18 protein-coding genes are annotated in these 22,120 nt (G+C 60.6%); 15 read left to right on the forward strand and 3 right to left on the reverse strand.

All coding sequences use genetic code 11. From position 1 onward, the window contains the following. Positions 1 to 51: 51 nt before the first annotated feature. From AAY24_RS16925 to AAY24_RS18670, 5 genes are all read left to right on the forward strand, one after another. Positions 52 to 1,743, forward strand: a complete 1,692-nt coding sequence (locus AAY24_RS16925; RefSeq protein WP_046860666.1) for an AMP-binding protein — start codon at positions 52 to 54, stop codon at positions 1,741 to 1,743. A gap of 305 nt (positions 1,744 to 2,048) precedes the next feature. Beyond that, the gene (locus tag AAY24_RS16930; protein WP_046860667.1) at positions 2,049 to 2,690 is read left to right on the forward strand and encodes a TetR/AcrR family transcriptional regulator; all 642 of its coding nucleotides are present in this window, start codon (positions 2,049 to 2,051) and stop codon (positions 2,688 to 2,690) included. A 176-nt stretch (positions 2,691 to 2,866) separates the two neighbouring features. Then, a complete protein-coding gene (locus tag AAY24_RS16935) occupies positions 2,867 to 3,484 on the forward strand; it encodes a LuxR C-terminal-related transcriptional regulator (protein WP_046860668.1) in 618 nt (205 codons plus the stop codon). Positions 3,485 to 3,490: 6 nt separating this feature from the next. Next, positions 3,491 to 5,257, forward strand: coding sequence for an ATP-binding response regulator (locus tag AAY24_RS16940; RefSeq protein WP_046860669.1), 1,767 nt, complete (start codon positions 3,491 to 3,493; stop codon positions 5,255 to 5,257). Between the two features lie 172 nt (positions 5,258 to 5,429). Then, positions 5,430 to 8,276, forward strand: coding sequence for an autotransporter outer membrane beta-barrel domain-containing protein (locus AAY24_RS18670; protein ID WP_052761298.1), 2,847 nt, complete (start codon positions 5,430 to 5,432; stop codon positions 8,274 to 8,276). Between the two features lie 131 nt (positions 8,277 to 8,407). Here AAY24_RS18670 and folE2 read toward each other — a convergent pair whose 3' ends face one another. After that, on the reverse strand, positions 8,408 to 9,217 hold the full coding sequence (gene folE2 / locus AAY24_RS16950) for a GTP cyclohydrolase FolE2 (RefSeq protein ID WP_046860670.1): 810 nt from the start codon (positions 9,215 to 9,217) through the stop codon (positions 8,408 to 8,410). Between the two features lie 498 nt (positions 9,218 to 9,715). Between folE2 and AAY24_RS16955 the strand changes: the two genes are divergently transcribed. The 8 genes from AAY24_RS16955 to hybE are packed head-to-tail and all read left to right on the forward strand — an operon-like array spanning position 9,716 to position 16,146. Next, positions 9,716 to 10,795, forward strand: coding sequence for a hydrogenase small subunit (locus AAY24_RS16955; protein ID WP_046860671.1), 1,080 nt, complete (start codon positions 9,716 to 9,718; stop codon positions 10,793 to 10,795). Further along, entirely contained in the window at positions 10,792 to 12,588 is a 1,797-nt protein-coding gene (locus tag AAY24_RS16960) for a nickel-dependent hydrogenase large subunit (protein WP_046860672.1), read from the forward strand. Before AAY24_RS16955 ends, AAY24_RS16960 begins: the two co-directional genes overlap by 4 nt. A 29-nt stretch (positions 12,589 to 12,617) precedes the next feature. Further along, a complete protein-coding gene (cybH, locus tag AAY24_RS16965) occupies positions 12,618 to 13,301 on the forward strand; it encodes a Ni/Fe-hydrogenase, b-type cytochrome subunit (RefSeq protein WP_046860673.1) in 684 nt (227 codons plus the stop codon). After that, positions 13,298 to 14,038: a HyaD/HybD family hydrogenase maturation endopeptidase gene (locus tag AAY24_RS16970; RefSeq protein WP_046860674.1), complete on the forward strand. Its 741-nt coding sequence runs from the start codon at positions 13,298 to 13,300 to the stop codon at positions 14,036 to 14,038. Before cybH ends, AAY24_RS16970 begins: the two co-directional genes overlap by 4 nt. Before the next feature lie 3 nt (positions 14,039 to 14,041). Next, positions 14,042 to 14,467 (forward strand): thioredoxin domain-containing protein, encoded by a 426-nt coding sequence (locus AAY24_RS16975; RefSeq protein ID WP_046860675.1) that lies wholly within the window; start codon positions 14,042 to 14,044, stop codon positions 14,465 to 14,467. A gap of 22 nt (positions 14,468 to 14,489) precedes the next feature. After that, entirely contained in the window at positions 14,490 to 15,350 is an 861-nt protein-coding gene (locus tag AAY24_RS16980; protein ID WP_046860676.1) for a hydrogenase expression/formation protein, read from the forward strand. Next, positions 15,347 to 15,565, forward strand: coding sequence for a rubredoxin (locus tag AAY24_RS16985; RefSeq protein WP_046860677.1), 219 nt, complete (start codon positions 15,347 to 15,349; stop codon positions 15,563 to 15,565). Before AAY24_RS16980 ends, AAY24_RS16985 begins: the two co-directional genes overlap by 4 nt. Next, positions 15,562 to 16,146 carry a [NiFe]-hydrogenase assembly chaperone HybE gene (gene hybE / locus AAY24_RS16990; RefSeq protein WP_052761299.1) on the forward strand — a complete coding sequence of 195 codons (585 nt, stop codon included), beginning with the start codon at positions 15,562 to 15,564 and terminating at the stop codon, positions 16,144 to 16,146. The genes AAY24_RS16985 and hybE overlap by 4 nt, the downstream gene beginning before the upstream one ends. An 81-nt stretch (positions 16,147 to 16,227) precedes the next feature. Here the strand turns inward: hybE and ispA are convergent, their stop codons facing one another. Both ispA and AAY24_RS17000 read right to left on the reverse strand, forming a co-directional pair. Continuing rightward, a complete protein-coding gene (gene ispA, locus AAY24_RS16995) occupies positions 16,228 to 17,130 on the reverse strand; it encodes a (2E,6E)-farnesyl diphosphate synthase (protein ID WP_046860678.1) in 903 nt (300 codons plus the stop codon). Beyond that, positions 17,120 to 17,374: an exodeoxyribonuclease VII small subunit gene (locus tag AAY24_RS17000; RefSeq protein ID WP_234422203.1), complete on the reverse strand. Its 255-nt coding sequence runs from the start codon at positions 17,372 to 17,374 to the stop codon at positions 17,120 to 17,122. The genes ispA and AAY24_RS17000 overlap by 11 nt, the downstream gene beginning before the upstream one ends. 201 nt (positions 17,375 to 17,575) lie before the next feature. Between AAY24_RS17000 and parE the strand changes: the two genes are divergently transcribed. Both parE and AAY24_RS17010 read left to right on the forward strand, forming a co-directional pair. Further along, positions 17,576 to 19,465, forward strand: a complete 1,890-nt coding sequence (gene parE / locus AAY24_RS17005; RefSeq protein WP_046860680.1) for a DNA topoisomerase IV subunit B — start codon at positions 17,576 to 17,578, stop codon at positions 19,463 to 19,465. Between the two features lie 232 nt (positions 19,466 to 19,697). Continuing rightward, the gene (locus AAY24_RS17010) at positions 19,698 to 22,118 is read left to right on the forward strand and encodes a type I restriction-modification system subunit M (RefSeq protein WP_046860681.1); all 2,421 of its coding nucleotides are present in this window, start codon (positions 19,698 to 19,700) and stop codon (positions 22,116 to 22,118) included. The last annotated feature ends 2 nt before the right edge of the window (positions 22,119 to 22,120 follow it).

Below are 22,120 nucleotides of genomic sequence, written 5' to 3' on the forward strand. Positions count from 1 at the left end.
AGTGTTACTCCGTAATGATCCATCAGTCTCAAACGAAAACCAGGAGCCCCCATGTCGACTGCTACAGAGCGATTTCTCGCCGCCCGTGATTTTCTGATCCAGCATCGGGAAGACTACGACACCGCCTACCGTGAGTTTCAATGGCCGCAGTTGGACAAGTTCAACTGGGCGCTTGAGTACTTCGATGAGGTGGCCAAAGACAATAATCAGACCGCGCTGTGGGTTGTGCAGGAGGGGGGCGACGAGACCAGGATCAGTTATGCGGAGATGTCCGCCCGCTCCAACCAGGTGGCCAACTACCTGCGTGCCCAGGGCGTGCAGCGTGGCGAACACATTCTGCTTATGTTGAACAACGTGGTGCCCCTGTGGGAAACCATGCTGGCGGCCATCAAACTGGGAGCGGTGGTTATCCCGGCCACCACCCTGCTCGGTTATGACGATCTGCTCGATCGCATTGAGCGTGGCAAGGTTTCCCATGCGGTGGTTGGAGCGGAGTTTACCGCCAAGTTTGACGACATGCCGGGCGACTTCACTCGCATCAGCGTGAACGGTGAAGTGGCCGGCTGGCAGAATTACGCGGACGCCTATCAGCAATCGGACGAGTTCACACCCGAGGGTGAGACCCTGGCCAGTGATCCGCTGCTGCTCTATTTCACCTCCGGTACCACCGCCAAGCCGAAACTGGTGGAGCACAGTCACCAGAGCTACCCGGTCGGCCATCTCTCCACCATGTACTGGATCGGGCTGCAGCCGGGGGATATCCACCTGAATATCAGTTCACCGGGTTGGGCCAAGCACGCCTGGAGTAACTTCTTCGCTCCCTGGAATGCCGGTGCCACCGTGTTTGTCTACAACTACGACCGTTTCGACGCCAAGGCGATGCTGAACACCATCTGCCGTTGTGAACTGACCACCCTGTGTGCGCCGCCAACGGTCTGGCGCATGATGATTCAGCAGGATCTGAAATCGTTCCCGGTCAAGCTGCGCGAGGTGATCGGGGCCGGCGAGCCGCTCAACCCGGAGATCATCGCCCAGGTTGAGTCCGCCTGGGGATTGACCCTGCGGGACGGCTTCGGCCAGACCGAGACCACCGCCCAGATCGGCAACACCCCGGGCCAGAAGCTGAAGAGCGGCTCCATGGGTCGGCCACTGCCCGGTTACAAGGTGCAGTTGCTCGATGCGGCCAGTCAGCCCTGTGAAGAGGGTGAGATCAGCCTGGATCTCTCCGAGCGTCCCATGGGGCTGATGATCGGCTACAAGAACGATGCGGAAAAGACCGCCGAGATCATGCGTGACGGCTTCTACCGTACCGGTGACGTGGCGATGGTGGACGAGGATGGCTACTACACCTACGTCGGCCGTGCCGACGATGTGTTCAAGGCCTCCGATTACCGTATCAGCCCGTTTGAGCTGGAGAGCGTGCTGATCGAACACGATCTGGTTGCCGAAGCGGCGGTGGTACCAAGCCCCGATCCGGTACGCCTGGCGGTCCCCAAGGCCTTCGTTATGCTGGTTGATGGTCATCAGCCGAGTGAGGAGGTGGCACTCTCCATCCTGCAGCACTGCCGCAAGCACCTGGCGCCGTTCAAGCGGATTCGCCGGCTGGAGTTTACCGATCTGCCAAAGACCGTTTCCGGCAAGATCCGGCGGGTGCAACTGCGTAAGGAGGAGGAGAATCGCAGCCTCGATAGCCGTCGGCCGAACGAGTATTGGGAGTCGGACTTCCCGTCCCTGAAATCCTGAGCAGTACTCAGGCGATGGAAACAGAGATGGCCAGCGGGAGATGAATCCCGCCAGGCATCGACTCTGAATAGAAACCACCGGCTGGCACGGCCGGTGGTTTTTTTGCCTGGGCACTCCGGGAACCCTCCTGTTCCGATTGGATCAGGCCGGCGCTGACCGAGATGGCGGCCTGAAATTTCCCTGAAATACCCCGTGTGGTCCCGTTTCTGTTATGCCGGTCAAAAACTAGAATGAATATTCATTACTGCCCGGACGATTCCTATGTTATATATGCTCCGGAGTCATCAGAGGACCCTGGAGTTCCCATGCCCTTCCTGAACAAGAGAGAACCGTCAACCGAGACCCTGGATTGCCGGGTGCTGACCGCCGCTCTGGATCTGTTTGTAGAGCGCGGCTTCCATAACGTATCGGTGCACGATATTCAGCGGGAGTCACGGGTCAGTATCGGTTCCATTTATAAACACTTTGGTGGAAAAGAGGGGGTCGCCAAGGCGCTCTATTATCATCTGCTGAAGGAGTTCGAGGAGATGATGGAGCGGGTCATGGCAGAGGATATGAGCTGCCGGGAGCGCTGTAACCGGGTGATTGCCCTGCTGCTCGAGTACACCGAGAGCCATACCAATATCATCGAGTTCATGCTGCATGCCAAACACCGGGAGTTCCTGCCCGATGAACCGCCAATCTGCAGCTCCACGCCTTTCGAGGGTATGCGCAAGATTGTCCGGGAGGGTATGGAAACCGGTGAGATCCGCCAGGGGAATCCCTGGGTGGCTGCTGCCGCGGTATTTGGCAGTGCATTCCGCCTGATTCACCTGCGGCTCGACGGCGTCATGGACCAGCCGGTGACGGAATGCTATGACGATCTGATCGATGCCATGTGGCAGGGCGTGGCTGGTGGTCAGGGCGCATCCCGGAAGCGTCCCCAGCCGGTCGGGCTTGCCAGCTGATGCTGCGCCTCTCCCGACAGCCAGCCATGGACGCTTTTGTTGACCTGCAAACCCGGTCGTGCGCAGCGTTTTTTCGGCTTGGCCCGGCGGCGGACAGCCTTGGGGATTGCTGGTAGACTACTGACGACACCACGGTTTCTTCTGACTCAGCTTGTTGCTATTGAATCAGTTTTTCCATGCCCCCGTTCACCATCCTGCTAATCGATGACCATGCCATGTTCCGCGCCGGGTTGCGTGTGTTACTGGAGGGTCGGTTACCAGGCGTGAGGATGCTGGAGGCTGCCTCCATTGATGATGCGGAGCGGCTGCGAATAGCGGCCCCGGATCTGCTCCTGCTGGATATCCAGTTACAGGAGGGCAGCGGGCTGGATGGTATAAGCGCATTCAGACAGCGCTGGCCGGGTATCGTGGTTGCCGTGCTTTCCGCCTGGCATACTCCGCGAAACATCAGCCAGGCCCTTGCCCAAGGTGTTCGTGCGTTCATTCCCAAAACCGCGCCAGCCGATGCCGTTATCGAGCTGGTTGAGCAGCTCTACCAGACAGCGACCGGGAGCAAAACCAGTGCCCGGGAAAATTCACAGCAACCCCATCTGCAGCGACTGGATCTGACGCCACGACAGTGCGACGTGCTGGATCTGCTGTGTCGTGGGCTCTCAAACAAGGGTATCGGTCGTCGGCTTGGGCTCTCCGAAAACACCATACGCTGGCACGTACAGAACCTGTTGAAGTTGTTGCGGGTCTCAAGCCGCTCTGAGGCGGTGTTTGTGGCGCGCAGTCTCGGACTGACGGACTAGGCGCGGATGACCCCGTCCCATGAGCATATGCTGGCCGAGCGGGCGAAACTCACCTTCGGTCATCTCATCAACTCTGCCCTTCCTCCGCCGCTGGTCGCCTTGCTGCTGGCGTGGGTACTCGCCGATAGTCAAAGCTGGCAACAGCTTGGTATCTGGTGCCTGGCAACCATACTCTCCGGTCTGCTCGTTCTCTACCAGGCGCGCCAGGGGCTGACCAGTGGAATCACCCCGGCCAGGGCACCGCTGGTGCTGCGCCGTTTCATTGCTGTTAATGTACTTTCCGGGTGCTGCTGGGGCGTCTTGCCGTTGCTGGCGTTTGACCCCGCCAGTGCAGTAGACAGCATTCTGGTGATGACCGTGATCACTGGCGTGGCTGCTGGTGCGATGGCGACCCTGATGCCGCTGTTTCCTGCCTACCTGGCTTTTGTGCTGTTTGAGATGGGGGTGCCGATCGTCTACCTGATACTGCTGGATGATGATAACTACCTGATCCTGGGCATGGTCGGCATACTCTACCTGGTCAGTCTGTTGGGTATGGCGCGTAACGGTGCCCGTACCGTGGGCAACACCATTGCGCTGCGTTTTGAAAATCTCGATCTGGTACAGCAGTTGAGCCGGGAAAAGCAGTATGCGCAGCAGGCCAATGAAGCCAAGACCCGTTTCCTGGCGGCTGCCAGTCACGACCTGCGTCAGCCGGTGCATGCCCAGGGGCTGTTCATGGAGGCGCTCTCCCGGGAGGGGCTCTCCCCCAGGCAGCAAAAGTTGTTGGGGAAGTCACGGCAAGCCTGGCAGGCTTCCGCTGAGATGCTGGATGCCTTGCTGGATATTTCGCGAATTGAGGCGGGTGTGGTGGTGCCGGAGTGTACCGCTTTTCACCTGCAGCCCCTGTTCCAGAAGCTGGAGAGTGAACTGGCTCCCCAGGCGGAACGAAAAGGGTTGGTTATGCGGGTCCGGGAGACTTCGGTAGCGGTAGTTTCCGATCCGGTTCTGCTGGAACGGATCCTGCGTAACCTGTTGACCAATGCGATCAGATACACCCGGCAGGGTGGTGTACTGCTCGGGTGCCGGCGGCGCGGTAGCCGGGTGTGGATCGAGGTCTGGGATACCGGTATCGGCCTGACTGCGGATCAGCAGCGCCAGGTTTTTCGTGAATTTCACCAGGTAAACAATCCTGCGCGGGAGCGGCGCAAGGGGCTTGGTCTCGGATTGGCCATCGCACGGGGTCTGTCCCGGGCCCTTGCCCATCCTCTGACCCTTGCATCCCGTCCCGGACGGGGCAGTGTCTTCCGCCTCCAGCTGCCGTTATCCGAAGCTGCGCTGATCGAGCAGCCCTATACGGAAGGAGTGGATGTGCCGCAAGCTCCGCTGGGGATCTGTGTGCTGGTGATTGATAATGATCCCGCCATCGGTGAGGCGATGTGTCAGTTGTTGCTTAAATGGGCCTGCATCCCGTGGCTGGCGACTTCCTCGTCGGAGGCGCAACGGCTGGTTCAGACCAACCGTCCCGATGTGGTTGTCAGCGACTACCGGTTAGGTGATGGTGAGACCGGCAGTGAAGTGATCGCCTTGTTGCGTAAGCAGCTGGGAACCGATTTGCCTGCTCTGCTGGTGACCGGTGACACCTCCCCGACCCGCCTGCGGGAAGCCCAGGCCAGTGGTATACCCCTGCTGCATAAGCCGCTTGCCGCGCCACAGCTGTATCGGATGCTGGCCAGACTCCGCCCGGCCGGGTGTCCGCTTGACTATCCATCCGCCCTACCGGAACCGGAGTGACCGCTTGTGCCGGTTATATCCGGCCCACTTACCGGGATAGAACCTGTTTTTCCGTGTCGTGAATCCCGCCTGTTCAATACCTGGCCCGTCCAAATGGACGGTGGGCAGAGAGGTGGCATGGTGCTAGCTTAGAATCTTCTTTCTAACCTGTAGTTTTTGAGTGGTTTTGACGATGAACCGGGTATTTGAACACATGCTCACTGGCCGGGTGGCCGCGGGCGTGAAGCGAAATGGGGATGGTGGTCGGCGGATGCTGACCGGTGTATTTGCAGCAACCGCAATACTGGGGGGGCTGGTTGGGAGTTATCCCGTATCCGCCGCTACCGTTACCTGGACTGGGGCGGGTGATGGCACTTCCTGGAATGATGACGGGAACTGGGATGGACCAAGGGCCGACGCCGATCTGGTGATCGACAATGGTGATACGGTGACTGTCGATCAGCTCTCGCTCTATGTTGGCGATCCGGACGGTAAACCCGATTCTCTGACAATGAGCAGTGGCTCGGATCTGAATGTCACGGCCTCGGGTACTATAGATGGCGGGGGTAGCCTCTCACTGACGGGGGCGGGTACGGCTGTCTCGCTGCAAACAGACATAACCGTTGGAAAAGATTCAGGAGTCAGCAGTCTGGAGCTGCAGTCCGGCGCGACACTCGCCACCGGGGGCGATTTTGTCTCCAGCGATATCGGTGCTGATGCAGGTGCAACAGGGCGGGTGACGATAACCGGCGCCGGTTCCCGGTGGACAGTCGGTTCCAGCCTGAAGGTTGGATCCTGGGGTACCGGAATCCTGTTGATCGAGAATGGCGGCGCTGTCACTACGAACGGCAGCTATAACACGCTTCTGGGTGCGAGGTCTTCCGGGACCGCCACTGTGACGGGTGCCGGATCCACCTGGGATACGGGCGATCGCCTCTCCGTTGGTTCGTTCGGCAGCGGAACCCTGTATATTGAAAATGGCGGCCAGGTTACCGGCGATGACGTTTTTGTTGGGTATTACGCGGGAAGCACTGGCTCCGTGACGGTGGGTGATGCCGGATCCCTCCTGGACATTCAGAACGAGCTCTACGTGGGCTTGACAGGTAACGGCACCCTGATCATCGAAAATGGGGCCGGAGTTTCCAGTAAGGAGGGAATTATCGGCCAGCAAAGTAGCGGCAGCGGATCTGTCATCGTCACGGGCGCCGGGTCCCGCTGGGATATTACCGCTGGGGGCTTTGACAGCTTGATAATTGGTGACTTCGGTACCGGAAGCCTGACCCTGAGCGACGGCGGCGTGGTGGATCTGAATTCCGGATCGGTGGTCGTGATGGACAGCGTGAATGCCAGCGGTGTTATCAATATCGGTGCGGAGGCCGGTAGCGCGGCGGCGGCCCCGGGTAGTCTCTACGCTAACGAAGTCCTGCTGGGAGATAGTTCCGGTCGGCTGGTGTTTAATCACACTGCTGGAAGTTACGATTTTGACCCTATTATTATCGGATCCGGCGAAGTGGAACTGCATGCGGGCACTACCCGTTTCAGCAGCGGTTCCGTGGAGGTGAACAACGTAAAGGCAGTTGGCGGGACACTGCGGGTGGACGACGGTGAGACCCTGAATATCAAGGGGGATTACACCCAGTCGGCGACCGCCAGCTTCCGCACTGGCGTCTCCAGTGCCGCCAGTTACGGACGCTTACAAGTGGACGGCACCGCCACCTTCGCGGATGGCGCCGCTATTGAAGTCGATGTGGCTACGATCAACACCCTGGCCCACAACGAAACTCTGAGTGGTGTGATCAGTGCCGGCACCCTGAACGCCTCCACGTTCAGCCTGACCGACAACAGCGCGCTGTTCGACTTTAGCGCTTCCATTAGCGGCGATGCGGTGGACCTGCGGGTGATCGATTCTACTGCCAGTGGTGTTTACGACAGCGTACTGGATAGCGGATTTACCCCTGGCTTCGGCGCCGCTGAGGTACTGGACGGTTTTGTCTCCGGTGGTGCCACCGGTACCGACATGGATAACGTGGTTGCCGCGTTAGGGCTGCTCGGCACCGAGCAGGCGGTGAGTGATGCGGTAGGACAGACGTTGCCCACCGGCGTACACGGGCTTTCCCGCATTCCGCTGACCCTGCAGCGCCGGATAGACCGGGTCATCCAGGGCCGGCAGCTAACCGGCCAGGGTATGTCATCTGGAGATGGATTCTTCGCCGAGGACAATCTCTGGGTCATGCCCCTGTACAGCCAGGTACGGCAGGACCCGCGCAACGGTGCCGGGGGCTATGATGCCGATACCCGTGGCGTGGTGGCGGGTATCGAGGGCAGGTTGGCGAACGGAGGACAATTGGGTGTGGCCCTGGCCTACGGGGATACCCGGGTTGATGGCCGCAACATTGCTGCCGGGAACGACAGCGAGATCGACTCCTACTACGTGACCCTTTACGGCAGCCGGTCCCTGTCCCGCCCCGGAATGCTGTTTGACTGGCAGGCGGATCTGGGGCTCAACCAGAACGAGAGCCGCCGCTACATGGCCTTCATCAACCGGACCGCGGTTGCCGATTATGACAGCCACACGGCCCATCTGGGTATGGGACTGGAACAGCTGTTCACATGGAATGAACAGACCCGCTGGCTGCCGGGGGTGCGCCTGGACTACACCTGGTTGCGCCAGCAGTCCTACAGCGAAAGCGGTGCCGGCGCGCTCAATCTGCAGGTGGCTGAAGAGCAGAGTGATGCGCTGGTGCTGACGCTGCAGGGACGGGTTGAACACCAGATGAACCCGAAGGCCAGGCTGCTGGCCAATATCGGACTGGGGTATGACTTGATGAATGAGCGCAGCCTGATCAACGCCAGCTACAGCGGTGGCGGTGCGGCGTTTGTCAGTGAAGGGCTGGATCCCTCTCCCTGGTTGTTTCAGGGCGGAGTGGGCCTCGCCTGGCAGACGGGTGACCAGGCCCAGCTGGCCATTCGTTACGATCTGGAAGGCAGGGAGGATTTCCTGTCCCAGACCGCTTCGCTGCGTTTTGACTGGCACTTTTAATCAGAGCCGGGCCGCCAGGCCCGCAGACCGGTGGGTGTAACCGGCCGGCACCGGTCCCCGGAAACGACAAACCCCGGCTGGATGGCCGGGGTTTATTTATGCGCGCTTCAGTGCGCCCTGGGGCATACGCTTCAGGCGTTGGCCTGTTCGGCCTCCTTGTCCCGCTCGATCAGCGCATAGGCGGAGTGGTTGTGGATCGACTCAAAGTTCTCCGACTCCACAATGTAGGCGCAGAAACGCTCGTCCTGATCCAGCATACCGGCCACATCCCGCACCATGTCCTCGACAAACTTGGGGTTGTCGTAGGCGCGCTCAGTGACAAACTTCTCGTCCGGCCGTTTCAGCAGGCCGTAGAGTTCGCAGGAGGCCTGGCTCTCCACCAGGTCGATAATCTCTTCGACCCAGACAAAACCGCAGGTTCTGACCTGCACGGTGACATGGGAGCGCTGGTTGTGGGCGCCGCGCTCGGAAATCTTCTTGGAGCAGGGGCAGAGACTGGTGACCGGTACCAGCACCTTGATGTAGGTGGTCGGCTCGCCGTTGTGTACTTCACCAATAAAGGTGACATCGTAATCCAGCAGGCTCTGTACGCCGGAGACCGGAGCGGTCTTGTTGATGAAGTAGGGGAAGTTCATCTCGATATGGCCGGAGTTGGCTTCCAGCTTCTCGGCCATCTCCGCCAGCATCACCTTGAAGTTGGAGATGCTGATCTCCTTTTCGTGGGAGTTGAGAATCTCCACGAAACGGGACATGTGGGTGCCCTTGAAGTTGTGGGGCAGGTTCACATACATGTTGAAAGTGGCGATGGTGTGCTGCTCACCGTCGCTGCGGTCCTTGACCCGCACCGGATGGCGGATGTCTTTGATACCCACCTTGTTAATGGCGATCTGCCGGGTATCGACGCTGTTCTGTACGTCAGCAATCTCGGTGGTGGTGGTCACTGTCTCTGTTCCTCGCTACAACGGTGCGCGCACAATCGGCCTACGCATCCAGAATTTTTTTACCCTTTCCTGCAATCTACCCTGTTTGGCGAAGGGCGAACACTGGCGGTTTGCCGGGTTTTGTGCTCCGTGGGCTCTGCCAGCCGTCAGGGAACAGGAGATTATGATGGCTGGCATGGTTCTGTGCAACTTCAGTGTCATCTGACAGCTTGGGAGTGAGTCGTCGGGCTTGCGGCAATCCTCTTTAGCGGCGGATGGATTTCCTACCGATTACCTTGGTATTGCAGTGGAATAGCACTTGTCAGTCGGCGGGCCGATTACCCGGTATCACTAACCACCTGTCGCCCCTGGCAGATTCTCCAGTTGAATGGTAAGAAACTGATAAATATCAGAAAAAAGCTGTTTGGCACAGCCGTTGCAATCCCGCTCTCCAGGAGGCGGCAGAGAAATCCCGATGATGCCGCTCCAACTAACCAAAACATCTGGAGGAGTCGGGTAATGAGCGAAACCTTTTACGACGTTATGCGCCGGCAGGGGATAACCCGCCGCAGTTTTCTGAAATATTGCAGTCTGACCGCCTCGGCGCTGGGATTGGGTCCGGCCTTCGCGCCGACCATCGCCGAGGCGATGGAGACCAAGCCACGTATTCCGGTGCTCTGGCTGCATGGCCTGGAGTGTACCTGCTGTTCCGAGTCGTTCATCCGCTCCGCCCATCCGCTGGCCAAGGATGTGGTGCTGTCCATGATCTCGCTGGATTATGACGACACCATCATGGCGGCTGCCGGACACGAGGCGGAAGCGATTATCGATGAGATCATCGCCAAGTACGACGGCAACTTCATCCTGGCCGTGGAGGGCAATCCGCCCCTGGATGAGGACGGCATGTACTGCATCATCGGCGGTAAGCCGTTCGTGGAGCAGCTGCGCAAGGCGGCCGAGCACTGCCGGGCGATCATCTCCTGGGGCTCCTGCGCCTCCTGGGGCTGTGTCCAGGCGGCCCGGCCCAATCCGACCCGGGCAACCCCGGTGCACAAGGTGCCGGGTCTGGCCGACAAGCCGATCATCAAGGTGCCGGGCTGCCCGCCCATCGCCGAGGTGATGACCGCGGTGATCACCTACATCCTCACCTTCGAACGCTTCCCGCAACTGGATCGCCAGGGGCGGCCGCTGATGTTTTACAGCCAGCGCATCCATGACAAGTGTTACCGGCGGCCCCATTTTGACGCCGGCCAGTTTGTCGAACACTGGGATGACGAAGCGGCGCGCAAAGGTTACTGCCTGTACAAGATGGGCTGCAAGGGGCCCACTACCTACAACGCCTGCTCCACCGTGCGCTGGAATGGTGGCCTGTCGTTCCCGATCCAGGCCGGCCACGGCTGTATCGGCTGCTCCGAAGATGGTTTCTGGGACAAGGGCAGCTTCTATGACCGGGTTACCGATACCCATCAGTTTGGTGTGGAGGCCAATGCGGACAAGGTTGGTATGGCCGCCGCCGGCACCGTCGGCGCAGCGGCCGCGGCACACCTGGCCGTCACCGCTATCAAACAGGCTCAGCACAAAGGGGAGCAGGATCAATGAGCGTAATAGAGACACCGAACGGTTTTTCCCTGGATGATTCCGGTCAGCGTGTGGTGGTGGATCCGGTTACCCGGATCGAAGGACACATGCGCTGTGAAGTCAACGTGGATGAGAACAACGTTATCCGCAATGCCGTCTCCACCGGCACCATGTGGCGCGGTCTGGAGGTGATCCTGAAGGGGCGTGACCCGCGGGATGCCTGGGCCTTCACCCAGCGCATCTGTGGCGTCTGCACCGGCACCCATGCACTCACCTCGGTGCGGGCGGTGGAGGATGCCCTGGGGATTCAGATCCCGGAGAACGCCAACTCGATCCGCAATATCATGCAGCTGGCCCTGCAGGTGCACGACCACCTGGTGCACTTCTACCACCTGCACGCGCTGGACTGGGTCAACCCGGTCAATGCCCTGAAGGCGGATCCAAAGGCCACCTCCGAACTGCAACAGAAGGTCTCACCGCACCATGCCCTCTCCTCACCCGGTTATTTCCGCGATATCCAGAACCGGTTGAAGAAGTTTGTCGAGTCGGGGCAGCTGGGGCCGTTCAAGAACGGTTACTGGACCAATCCCGCCTACCTGTTGCCGCCGGAAGTGGATCTGATGGCGGTAACCCACTACCTGGAAGCGCTCGACTTCCAGAAAGAGATCGTTAAGGTCCGCACCATCTTCGGTGGCAAGGATCCCCACCCCAACTGGCTGGTGGGCGGGGTGCCCTGTCCCATCAATCTGGACGGTGTGGGGGCGGTGGGTGCCCTGAACATGGCCAGCCTGAACCAGATCTCCTCCATCATCGATCAGATCCGGCAGTTCGTGGACAACGTCTATGTGCCGGACCTGCTGGCGATCGCCGGCTTCTACAAAGGCTGGAACTACGGCGGTGGCCTCTCCAGCATGAACGTGCTGGCCTACGGTGATATCCCGGACCGGGCCAACGACTACTCGGCGGAGAACCTGATGATGCCCAGTGGCGCCATTATCAACGGCAACCTGAAAGAGGTGCACGAGGTGGACCTGCGTGACCCTGACGAGATTCAGGAGTTCGTACCCCACTCCTGGTACAAGTACCCGGATGAGTCCAAGGGGCTGCATCCCTGGGACGGTGTGACCGAGGCCGATTTTCAGCTGGGGGCCAACACCCGGGGCAGCAAGACCGATATCCATCAGATCGACGAGGCGGCCAAGTACTCCTGGATCAAGGCACCCCGCTGGAAAGGGCACGCCATGGAGGTGGGGCCCCTGGCCCGTTACATCATCGGCTATGCCAAAGGGGACAAGGAGATCACCGAGCAGATCAACTTTACCCTCAAGACCCTGGATCTGCCCGTCACGGCGCTCTTCTCCACCCTGGGCCGAACCGCTGCCCGCGGACTGGAGGCGCAGTGGGCGGCGGACAAAATGCGTTACTTCATGGACAAGATGATGGCCAATATCAAGGCCGGTGACAGCAACACCGCCAACGTGGAACGGTGGGATCCGGAGACCTGGCCGGCGCAGGCCAAGGGGGTCGGTTTTACCGAGGCGCCGCGCGGAGCCCTGGGGCACTGGTTGCGCATCGAGGATACCCGCATTGCCAACTACCAGTGCGTGGTGCCCACCACCTGGAACGGCTCGCCCCGTGATCATCAGGGCAATATTGGTGCCTTCGAGGCCTCCCTGATGAACACCAAAGTGGAGCGTCCGGAAGAGCCGGTGGAGATTCTGCGCACCCTGCACAGTTTCGACCCCTGTCTTGCCTGTTCCACCCATGTGATGAGCGAGGACGGGCAGAATCTGGCCGAAGTCAAGGTTCGCTAGGATCAGCCCGTCTCAAAGGAGGCACGATTATGCAGACAGAAATCAAATCGGGGGCGATCTACGTCTATGAAGCCCCGGTCCGGGTCTGGCATTGGGTCAACGCCCTGGCCATCACCCTGTTGGCCGTCACCGGTTACCTGGTGGCTAATCCCTTGCCCACCCTGCCCGGGGAGGCGAGTGATCACTTCCTCATGGGCTATATCCGCTTTGTTCATTTTGCCGCCGCCTATATCTTCGCGGTCGCTTTTCTGGGCCGGATCTACTGGGCCATGGTGGGCAACACCTACTCCCGCCAGCTGTTCAAACTGCCGCTGTTAAGGCTGTCATTCTGGCAGGAGTTGCTGCACGAGATACGCTGGTACGCCTTTCTGGAACGGGAGCCGAAGAAGTATGCAGGGCACAATCCGCTGGCCCACCTGGTGATGGTGGCAATCATTACCGTGGGCGGCGTCGTGATGATTGTGACCGGCTTTGCCCTGTACGCGGAGCAGACCGGGTTGGGCAGCTGGCAGGACCGGCTGTTTGGCTGGTTGATTCCGCTCATGGGACAGAGCATGGATGTGCGCTCCTGGCACCATTGGGGCATGTGGGTGATCGTGGTGTTCGTGATGCTGCATGTCTACGTGGCGATCCGGGAGGATATCGTCTCCCGCCAGAGCCTGATCAGCACCATGATCAGCGGTTGGCGCACGTTCAAGGATGACCGGCCATGAACTGCAAGCTGAAGCGACGTCCCCCCCGCGTGCTGGTGTTGGGCATCGGCAACCTGCTGTGGGCGGATGAGGGGTTTGGGGTTCGGGCGGTAGAGGCTTTTCAGCAGCACTACCACACTCCCGTGAATGTCCGGGTGCTGGACGGCGGTACCCAGGGCGTCTACCTGGTGCAGGAGGTGCGGGAGGCGGAGCTGCTGGTGGTGTTCGACGCCATCGATTACGGCCTGCCCCCCGGTACCCTGAAGCTGATCGAGGATGACGCGGTACCCAAATATCTCGGCGTCAAGAAAGTGAGCCTGCACCAGACCGGTTTTCAGGAGGTGCTGGCGCTGGCGGAGATGATGGGCGACTACCCGCAGCAGATGCTGCTGATCGGTGTGCAGCCGGCGGAGATCGAGGATTTTGGTGGCAGTCTGCACCCGTCGGTCAAGGCGCAGGTCGGGCCCGCCATAAAGCAGGCGGCGGCCTATCTGCAGCGTCATGGTGTAGATGTGCGCCGCCGTCCCCACCCCCTGGAAGGTGATCCTTATGCCGCGGCTATTGGCGATATACAGCGTTATGAAGCGGAGCGGCCGCGGCCTGAACAGGCGTGTCGGATAGGGGATGAGCGGGTGGTCTGGTCTGGTGAATTTCAGGTGAGTTACCGCCCCGCCGATCTGGACGGAGAGCTCCTGCAGGTTGGACTGGATCAACACCTGGACCCGTATCGTCGGGCCCGGTTTGAGCAAGAGGAGTAGCAGATGCCATCAACACTGATCAGACTGATGATAGAGCAGCAGGATTACCCGGTGGTGGATACCACCACCCTGGATGATTTCCTGCAGGCGCAGCCCCATTCGGTGCTGTTTTTTACCGGTGATCCGAAGAAATACCCCGAGAGCGATGACGTGGCGGTGATCCTGCCGGAGCTGGCGGCCCATTTTGCCGGTCGTTTCCGGGTGGCGGTGGTGGCCAGGGAGGCAGAGGAGGCGCTGCAGCAGCGCTTCCCCTTCAGCAGCTGGCCGGCGCTGGTGTTTCTGCGCGGGGAGCACTACCTGGGGGCGATCACCCGGGTGCAGAACTGGAGCGATTACCTGGGCGAGATCGAGCGGCTGCTGGGTGCCGAGGCGCTGCATCTACGTGGTGTCGGTATCCCGGTTATCGCCACCGGAGTCGTCCAGGGTTAAGCGAGCTTTCAGGAGAGAGATTATGGGTTATTACGAATTGCCGGCCGGCACCCTGGGTGTCGGCACACAGCCGCCGGAAGAGGATGGGGCGGAGCTCAACTATCAACCGATGCCGGAGGAGATGGCCACTTTCGCCATGCCGGATATACCTGAACCGGAACTGGTGGCGGACTGCCTGGCGGCACGCAGCCTGCTGGATGATGTACTGCGTGCCATGGGTGATTACCGGGTCGGTGAGCCGTCACCGCAGTTTGTACTGGATCAGCTGGATAAGGACAACCTGGAACTGGTGGACCAGATGCTGGGTGAAGGCGAAGTGAGCATCGTGGTGACCGGCCAGTACCGGGCCCGGATACAGGAGTCGGTGCTGGCCGGGTTGTGGCGGGTCCGTTACCTGGATGATCAGGGCAAGCTGGTGCAGGATACCCTGGAGGTGGCGGATATTCCCCGGCTGGTGCGAGACGGCACTTTCGCCTCGGCCGCCGACCGGCTGGTCCTGCCGGATGGGGCACTGCCGGAGGGGGTATTGAACGCCCCGCCGCTGGTGGCAGAACTGGATGAGAAATCAACCGGCTTCCGCCCCGGTGTCCAGCCCCATGTGATCAACCTGACCCTGCTGCCCCAGACCGAGCAGGATCTGGGGTTTCTGGATCAGTTGCTGGGTGCCGGTACGGTGACCATCCTCTCCCGGGGCTATGGCAACTGCCGCATCACCAGCACCAACACCCGGTTTGTCTGGTGGGTGCAGTATTTCAACTCCCAGGACAAGAGTATTCTCAATACGCTGGAGGTGACCGATGTGCCTGAGGTGGCCTGTGCCGCCCAGGAAGATATTGTGGATAGTGCCCAGCGGCTGGATGAGATACTGGAGATTTACCGGTGACGGATCAGTTTTTTGCCGGCTCCTACGGTGGCAGTGCGGACAAGCTGAGCGACGAAGCACGCCTGGAGTGCAAGATCTGCTGGTACCTGTACGATCCGGCCCAGGGTGACCCCTACTGGCAGATTCCCCCCGGCACGCCGTTCTCCCGGCTGCCGGAAGACTGGAGCTGCCCCAACTGTGACGGCCGCAAAGACGACTTCATGGTGGTGCTGTGAAACAGGCTGATCGGCCAGTATTGGTGACCCGTCTGGAGGGGCTGTTCCGCTATATCGAACAGACACGCATGGCGGGTATCCCGATTCTCAACCTGGCGCTGCAGGTCGAGGCGGTAGGTTTCAGCCGCTGGAACGATTATCAGCTGGGTGTGCTGATCACGCCCTGGTTCATGAACCTGGTCCTGCTGGGGGAGGGGGCCGATGTGGGGTTGGCGGAGCGGCCGATTGGGGACAAAATCCGGCACCGCTTTCCCTCTGGCGTGTATGAGTTCATTGTCGCTGAAGAGCCGGCCCTGGGGCAGTTCCAGGGCCGCTATCAGGCCTGTTCCCTGTTCTCACCCATGCAGCAGTTCACCAGTCAGCAGCTGGCGGTGGAGACGGCGCAGGCGGTGATGACCGGTGTCATGCAGGATGAGAACCGTTCCGGCATCTCCACCCGTGAACAGGAGATCGCCCGGGTCTGGGGCAGTGATACGTCGCTTTCTGAAGAGCCGGCAGCCGACCCTGAACAGGGTTCTACCCTGAGTGAGCGCCTGGAGACGCCGCTGACCCGCCGGGAGCTGTTGACCGGCCCATCCTAGGGCACCGATCGTACGACTGCCGCCGCGCTGAAAGCTGCCGGGTAGGGTGGGCGGCAAGTGTGCCCACGCGGTTATCTGGACTCAGGCGTCCCGGCTGACGATGTAGTCCGCCAGCCAGCGCAGTGGATCGGCCCGCTCGTCCAGATTCGCCAGGCTGTCCAGGGCATCCTGACGCAGATTGGAGGCCAACTCCTTAGCCCCTTTCAGACCGATCAGGGAGGGGTAGGTGGGCTTGCCATTGGCCTCATCCTTGCCTTGGGTCTTGCCCAGGGTCTCGGTGTCCCCCTCCACATCCAGGATGTCATCCTGTACCTGAAAGGCCAGGCCGATGCAGTTGGCGTAGTGCTCCAGTTGCCGGGTCTGCTCCGGTTTCACCGCCGGTGTGGCCAGACAGCCCAGCTTGACACTGGCATGGATCAGGGCGCCGGTCTTGTGGATATGCATGTTCTCCAGTTGGGCCAGGTCGATCTGCCGCCCGATTGCCGCCAGGTCCAGCGCCTGGCCACCGGCCATGCCACGGGAGCCGCTGGCATGGGCCAGGGCTTCGATCATCTGCACCCGGACCGGCGCCTCGACCGGTGTCCAGTCATCCCTGCACAGCACCTTGAAGGCCAGGGTCTGCAGTGCGTCGCCGGCCAGAATGGCGGTGGCTTCGTCAAACGCCTTGTGGCAGGTGGGACGACCCCGGCGCAAGTCGTCATCATCCATGGCCGGCAGATCGTCATGGATCAGGGAGTAGGCGTGGATCAGCTCCACCGCGCAGGCCGGACCATCGAGCCGCTCGGGGGCGGTGCCCAGGGCTGCACCGGCCGCGTAGACCAGCATGGGGCGGATACGCTTGCCGCCATTCAGGGTGGCGTAGCGCATCGCCTGATGGAGTCGGACCGGCTGGACGGTCTCCATGGGCAGTTGTTGCTCCAGGGCGGCGTTGACCCGCTGCTGGCACGCTGTCAGGTACTGCTTGAGGGCGGACTCAGTTGTCACGATCAAAGGGTTCCGGTTCGGCGTCGACACGCTGGTCCGTGAGGATCTGGATCTTCTGCTCCGCCTCCTTCAGGGCCATCTGGCAGGTGCGGGTGAGGGCAACTCCCCGCTCAAAGGATTTGAGGGAATCCTCCAGGGTGAGATCGCCCCGTTCCAGGGTCTCTACCAGGGATTCCAGCTCGCTCAGCGCCTGTTCGAAAGAGGGCGCTGTCGGCTCTTTTTGGCTGGGTTCTTTTTTCGGCACGGTGCGTCTCATGGTTGTTGGGTATTAGGTAAACCTTAACCAGAGGAGGGGTGGCGGTCAATCGGCGCCGTGGTCGGAAAGTGCAATGCCGCGCAACAGGCGGGGTTTGACCAACTGCTCAACGGTGCCCCACTCGCATAGCGCCGTGGGGGCGTGTAAACTTTGGCCCCATTGTGTGTCATTGAGTCAGGTCTTTAATCCATGAGCAGCAGTTCTTACGACGCTTCCGCCATCGAGGTGCTGAGTGGGCTGGAGCCGGTGCGCAAGCGTCCCGGCATGTATACCGATACCACCCGTCCCAATCATCTGGCCCAGGAGGTGATCGACAACAGTGTGGACGAGGCGGTGGCGGGCTTTGCCAGCACCATCGAGGTGACCCTGTTCAAGGACGGTTCGCTGGAAGTGAAGGATGATGGGCGGGGCATGCCGGTGGATATCCATCCGCAGCAGGGCCTGCCCGGGGTGGAGGTGATTCTCACCAAGCTGCATGCCGGCGGCAAGTTTTCCAACAAGAACTACCAGTTTTCCGGCGGCCTGCACGGGGTCGGCGTGTCGGTGGTGAATGCCCTCTCCAAGCACCTGGAGATCTGGGTCAAGCGGGGCGGGGCCGAGTACAACATGGCCTTCGCCGATGGACACAAGGTGTCCGACCTGGAAGAGGTGGGCCGGGTCGGCAAGAACAACACCGGAACCCGGTTGCGCTTCTGGCCGGACGCCAGCTATTTCGATTCCGGCAAGTTCTCGGTACGCCAACTGCTCCACGTACTGCGTGCCAAGGCGGTGCTCTGTCCCGGACTCAAGGTGCTGTTCCTGGATGAGCAGAGCGGCAACAGCTATGAGTGGCATTATGAGGACGGCCTGCAGGACTACCTGCTGGACGCCCTGCAGGGCCTGGAACTGCTGCCGCAACCGCCGTTCGTCGGCACCATGTCGGGCAATACCGAGACCGCCGACTGGGCGGTGACCTGGCTGCCGGAGGGCGGCGAGGCGGTGACCGAAAGCTACGTCAACCTGATCCCGACCGCCCAGGGCGGCACCCATGTGAACGGGCTGCGTTCCGGCCTGACCGACGCGGTGCGGGAGTTCTGCGAGTTCCGCAACCTGTTGCCGCGCGGGGTCAAGCTGGCGCCGGACGATGTGTGGAACCGTTGCTGCTATATTCTGTCGGTGAAACTGGCCGACCCCCAGTTTTCCGGTCAGACCAAGGAGCGCCTCTCCTCCCGGGAGTGCGCTTCGTTTGTCTCCGGGGTGGTGAAGGACGCCTTCAGTCTCTGGCTGAATCAGCACACCGATGTGGGTGAGCGTATCGCCGACATGGCCATCAGTGCCGCCCAGTCCCGTCTGCGGGCAGGGCGTAAGGTGCTGCGCAAGAAAGTGACCCAGGGCCCGGCGCTGCCGGGCAAGTTGGCCGACTGCAGTTCGGTGGATCCCAGCCGCAGTGAGCTGTTTCTGGTGGAGGGGGACTCCGCCGGCGGTTCCGCCAAACAGGCGCGTGACCGGGAGTTCCAGGCGATCATGCCGTTGCGGGGCAAGATTCTGAACACCTGGGAGGTGGACTCCGCCGATGTGCTGGCCTCCCAGGAGGTGCACGACATCTCGGTGGCCATTGGTGTCGATCCCGGCTCCGATGACCTGAGCAAACTGCGCTTCGGCAAGATCTGTATCCTGGCGGATGCGGACTCGGACGGTGCCCATATCGCCACCCTGCTGTGTGCCCTGTTCCTGCGCCACTTCCGCAAACTGGTGCAGGAGGGGCATGTCTACGTGGCCATGCCGCCGCTCTACCGAATCGACGTGGGCAAGCAGGTGTTCTACGCTCTGGACGATTCGGAACGCCAGGGCATACTGGATCGGATCAGCGCCGAGAAACTGACCGGCAAAGTGACGGTCCAACGCTTCAAGGGTCTGGGTGAGATGAATCCGCTGCAACTGCGGGAGACCACCATCGACCCGGACACCCGCCGGCTGGTACAACTGACTATCGATGCGGGTGATGACACCAACGGCATGATGGACATGCTGCTGGCCAAGAAACGGGCCGCGGACCGTAAACAGTGGTTACAGGATAAAGGGGATCTGGCGGAGGTGTAGCGCTTGCTGGAGTGCGACAACCGCCACTGCAGACGAGCGCTATGCCGATGGGGTGCAGCGTATTGCCACCAGTCAGTTCCGCGAGGGGCGGGCTGGACTCCGGCCCTGGTGACGGATTGAGCAAAAGGGGTAATTTGATCCGGTACCTGAGAGTTGCGGGGGGAAACACCAACAGGCTTTGAATAACGAATAATAAAGCAACGACCCTTATTACGTTGCCCAAGGAAGTACCATGGCCATCAAGAAAACCGAACTCTACTCCTCCCTCTGGGCCAGCTGCGACGAACTGCGCGGCGGTATGGACGCCAGCCAGTACAAGGATTATGTGCTGACCCTGCTGTTCATGAAGTACGTCTCCGACAAGTACAAGGGCGATCCCTACGGCATGATCCTGGTGCCCGAAGGGGCCAGTTTCGACGACATGGTGGCGCTCAAGGGCGACAAGGAGATCGGCGACAGGATCAACAAGATCATCGCCCGCCTGGCCGAAGAGAACGACCTCAAGGGCGTGATCGACGTGGCCGACTTCAATGACGAAGACAAGCTGGGCAAAGGCAAGGAGATGATCGACCGCCTCTCCAAGCTGATCGGCATCTTTGAAGGGCTGGACCTGTCCGCCAACCGGGCCGATGGGGACGACCTGCTGGGCGACGCCTACGAATACCTGATGCGCCACTTCGCCACCGAATCGGGCAAATCCAAGGGTCAGTTCTACACGCCCTCGGAAGTCTCGCAGATCCTCTCCAGAGTGATCGGCATTAGCGATGACACCCCGCAGGATGCCAGCGTCTATGACCCAACCTGTGGTTCGGGCTCTCTGCTGCTGAAAGCCAGCGATCAGGCCCCGCGGGGGTTGTCCATCTTCGGCCAGGAAATGGACAACGCCACCAGCGCTCTGGCACGCATGAACATGATTCTGCACAACACCGCCACCGCCAAGATCTGGAAGGGCAATACTCTGTCTGACCCCCAGTGGAAGGACGAATCCGGCCAGCTGAAAACCTTCGACTTTGCCGTGGCCAATCCGCCGTTTTCCAACAAGAACTGGACCAGCGGCCTTAACCCGGAAGAAGACTCGTTCGACCGCTTTGTGTGGGGCATTCCGCCGGAGAAAAACGGCGACTACGCCTTTCTGCTGCACATCATCAAAAGCCTGAAAAGCACCGGCAAGGGCGCGGTGATCCTGCCCCACGGCGTGCTCTTCCGTGGCAACGCCGAAGCCCGCATCCGTGAAAATCTGATCAAGCAGGGCTACATCAAGGGCATTATCGGCCTGCCCGCCAACCTGTTCTACGGTACCGGCATTCCCGCCTGCATCATCGTTATCGACAAGGAAAACGCCCATACCCGCAAGGGCATCTTTATGGTCGATGCCAGCAAGGGCTTTATGAAGGATGGCAATAAAAACCGCCTGCGTGCTCAGGACATCCACAAGATCGTGGACGTCTTCACCCACCAGCGGGAGCTGCCCGGCTACAGCCGCATGGTGTCCTTAAGCGAAATTGCCGCCAACGACTACAACCTGAATATTCCCCGCTATATCGACAGCAGCGAAGCGGAAGACCTGCACGACCTCAGCGCCCACCTGCAGGGCGGCATTCCCAACCGGGATATCGACGCCCTGGCGGCCTACTGGCGGGTGTTCCCCAGCCTGCGCCATACCCTGTTTCGGACCGATCGGGAGGGCTACAGCCGCTGTCTGGTACCGGCGGCGGAGGTTAAAACCACCATCCTCAACCACCCGGAATTCCGGATCTTTGCCGAACAGAGCCTGCAGCCTTTTACCGCCTGGTGCGAACGGGCGGCACTGGACCAGATCAGACCGGGAGACAGCCCCAAACAGCTGATTGAGCAGATCGGTGAAGACCTGCTGGAAGCCTATGAGCCCGTGCCCCTGCTGGATCGCTACGATATCTATCAGATCCTGATGGACTACTGGGCCGACAGCCTGCAGGACGATGTCTACCTGCTGGTGCAGGAGGGCTGGCAGGCGGGCAGGGTACTGCGCGAACTGGTGGCCAAAAAAGGGGAGAAACTCAAGGAGCAGCCGGATCTGGTGATCGCCAAAACCAAATACAAGGCCGACCTGATCCCGCCCGCCCTGATCGTCGCCCGCTACTTTGCCGAGCAACAGGCCGAGATCGACCGCCTGCAGACCGAGCTGGACAGCGCTGCCCAGGCGCTGGAAAGCTATCTGGAGGAAAACAGCAGCGACGACGGCCTGCTGAGCGACGCCCTGAACGACAAGGACAAGGTCACCAAGGCCAGCGTCACCGCCCGCCTGAAACTGGCCACCGACCCGGAAGAGATCGCCACCCTCACACAGGCCAAAAAGCTGTTTGATGCCGAGACTAAAGCCAAAAAGGCCCTGAAAGAATCCCAGGAAGCGCTGGATCAGGCGGTATTCCAGCAGTACCCCAAACTGTCCGAAGCCGAGATCAAAACCCTGATCGTGGAGGACAAATGGCTCGCCACCCTCAAGGCCTGCATTGAGGCGGAAATCGAACGCATCACCCAGCAACTGGCCAACCGGGTCAGGGAACTGGAAGAGCGCTACGCCGAACCCCTGCCCGCCATCACCCGGCAGGTTGAGGCCCTGAGTGAAAAAGTGGCCGGCCATCTGAAAGCCATGGGACTGGAGTGGACGCTGTGAAC

This window comes from Sedimenticola thiotaurini (genome assembly GCF_001007875.1).
Taxonomy (GTDB): domain Bacteria; phylum Pseudomonadota; class Gammaproteobacteria; order Chromatiales; family Chromatiaceae; genus Sedimenticola; species Sedimenticola thiotaurini.

Bases quoted from the DNA above. Each gene is read 5' to 3' on its own strand.
- AAY24_RS16925 (WP_046860666.1), top strand. From the start codon at position 52: ATGTCGACTGCTACAGAGCGATTTCTCGCCGCCCGTGATTTTCTGATC.
- AAY24_RS16930 (WP_046860667.1), top strand. From the start codon at position 2,049: ATGCCCTTCCTGAACAAGAGAGAACCGTCAACCGAGACCCTGGATTGC.
- AAY24_RS16935 (WP_046860668.1), top strand. From the start codon at position 2,867: ATGCCCCCGTTCACCATCCTGCTAATCGATGACCATGCCATGTTCCGC.
- AAY24_RS16940 (WP_046860669.1), top strand. From the start codon at position 3,491: ATGACCCCGTCCCATGAGCATATGCTGGCCGAGCGGGCGAAACTCACC.
- AAY24_RS18670 (WP_052761298.1), top strand. From the start codon at position 5,430: ATGAACCGGGTATTTGAACACATGCTCACTGGCCGGGTGGCCGCGGGC.
- AAY24_RS16955 (WP_046860671.1), top strand. From the start codon at position 9,716: ATGAGCGAAACCTTTTACGACGTTATGCGCCGGCAGGGGATAACCCGC.
- AAY24_RS16960 (WP_046860672.1), top strand. From the start codon at position 10,792: ATGAGCGTAATAGAGACACCGAACGGTTTTTCCCTGGATGATTCCGGT.
- cybH (WP_046860673.1), top strand. From the start codon at position 12,618: ATGCAGACAGAAATCAAATCGGGGGCGATCTACGTCTATGAAGCCCCG.
- AAY24_RS16970 (WP_046860674.1), top strand. From the start codon at position 13,298: ATGAACTGCAAGCTGAAGCGACGTCCCCCCCGCGTGCTGGTGTTGGGC.
- AAY24_RS16975 (WP_046860675.1), top strand. From the start codon at position 14,042: ATGCCATCAACACTGATCAGACTGATGATAGAGCAGCAGGATTACCCG.
- AAY24_RS16980 (WP_046860676.1), top strand. From the start codon at position 14,490: ATGGGTTATTACGAATTGCCGGCCGGCACCCTGGGTGTCGGCACACAG.
- parE (WP_046860680.1), top strand. From the start codon at position 17,576: ATGAGCAGCAGTTCTTACGACGCTTCCGCCATCGAGGTGCTGAGTGGG.
- AAY24_RS17010 (WP_046860681.1), top strand. From the start codon at position 19,698: ATGGCCATCAAGAAAACCGAACTCTACTCCTCCCTCTGGGCCAGCTGC.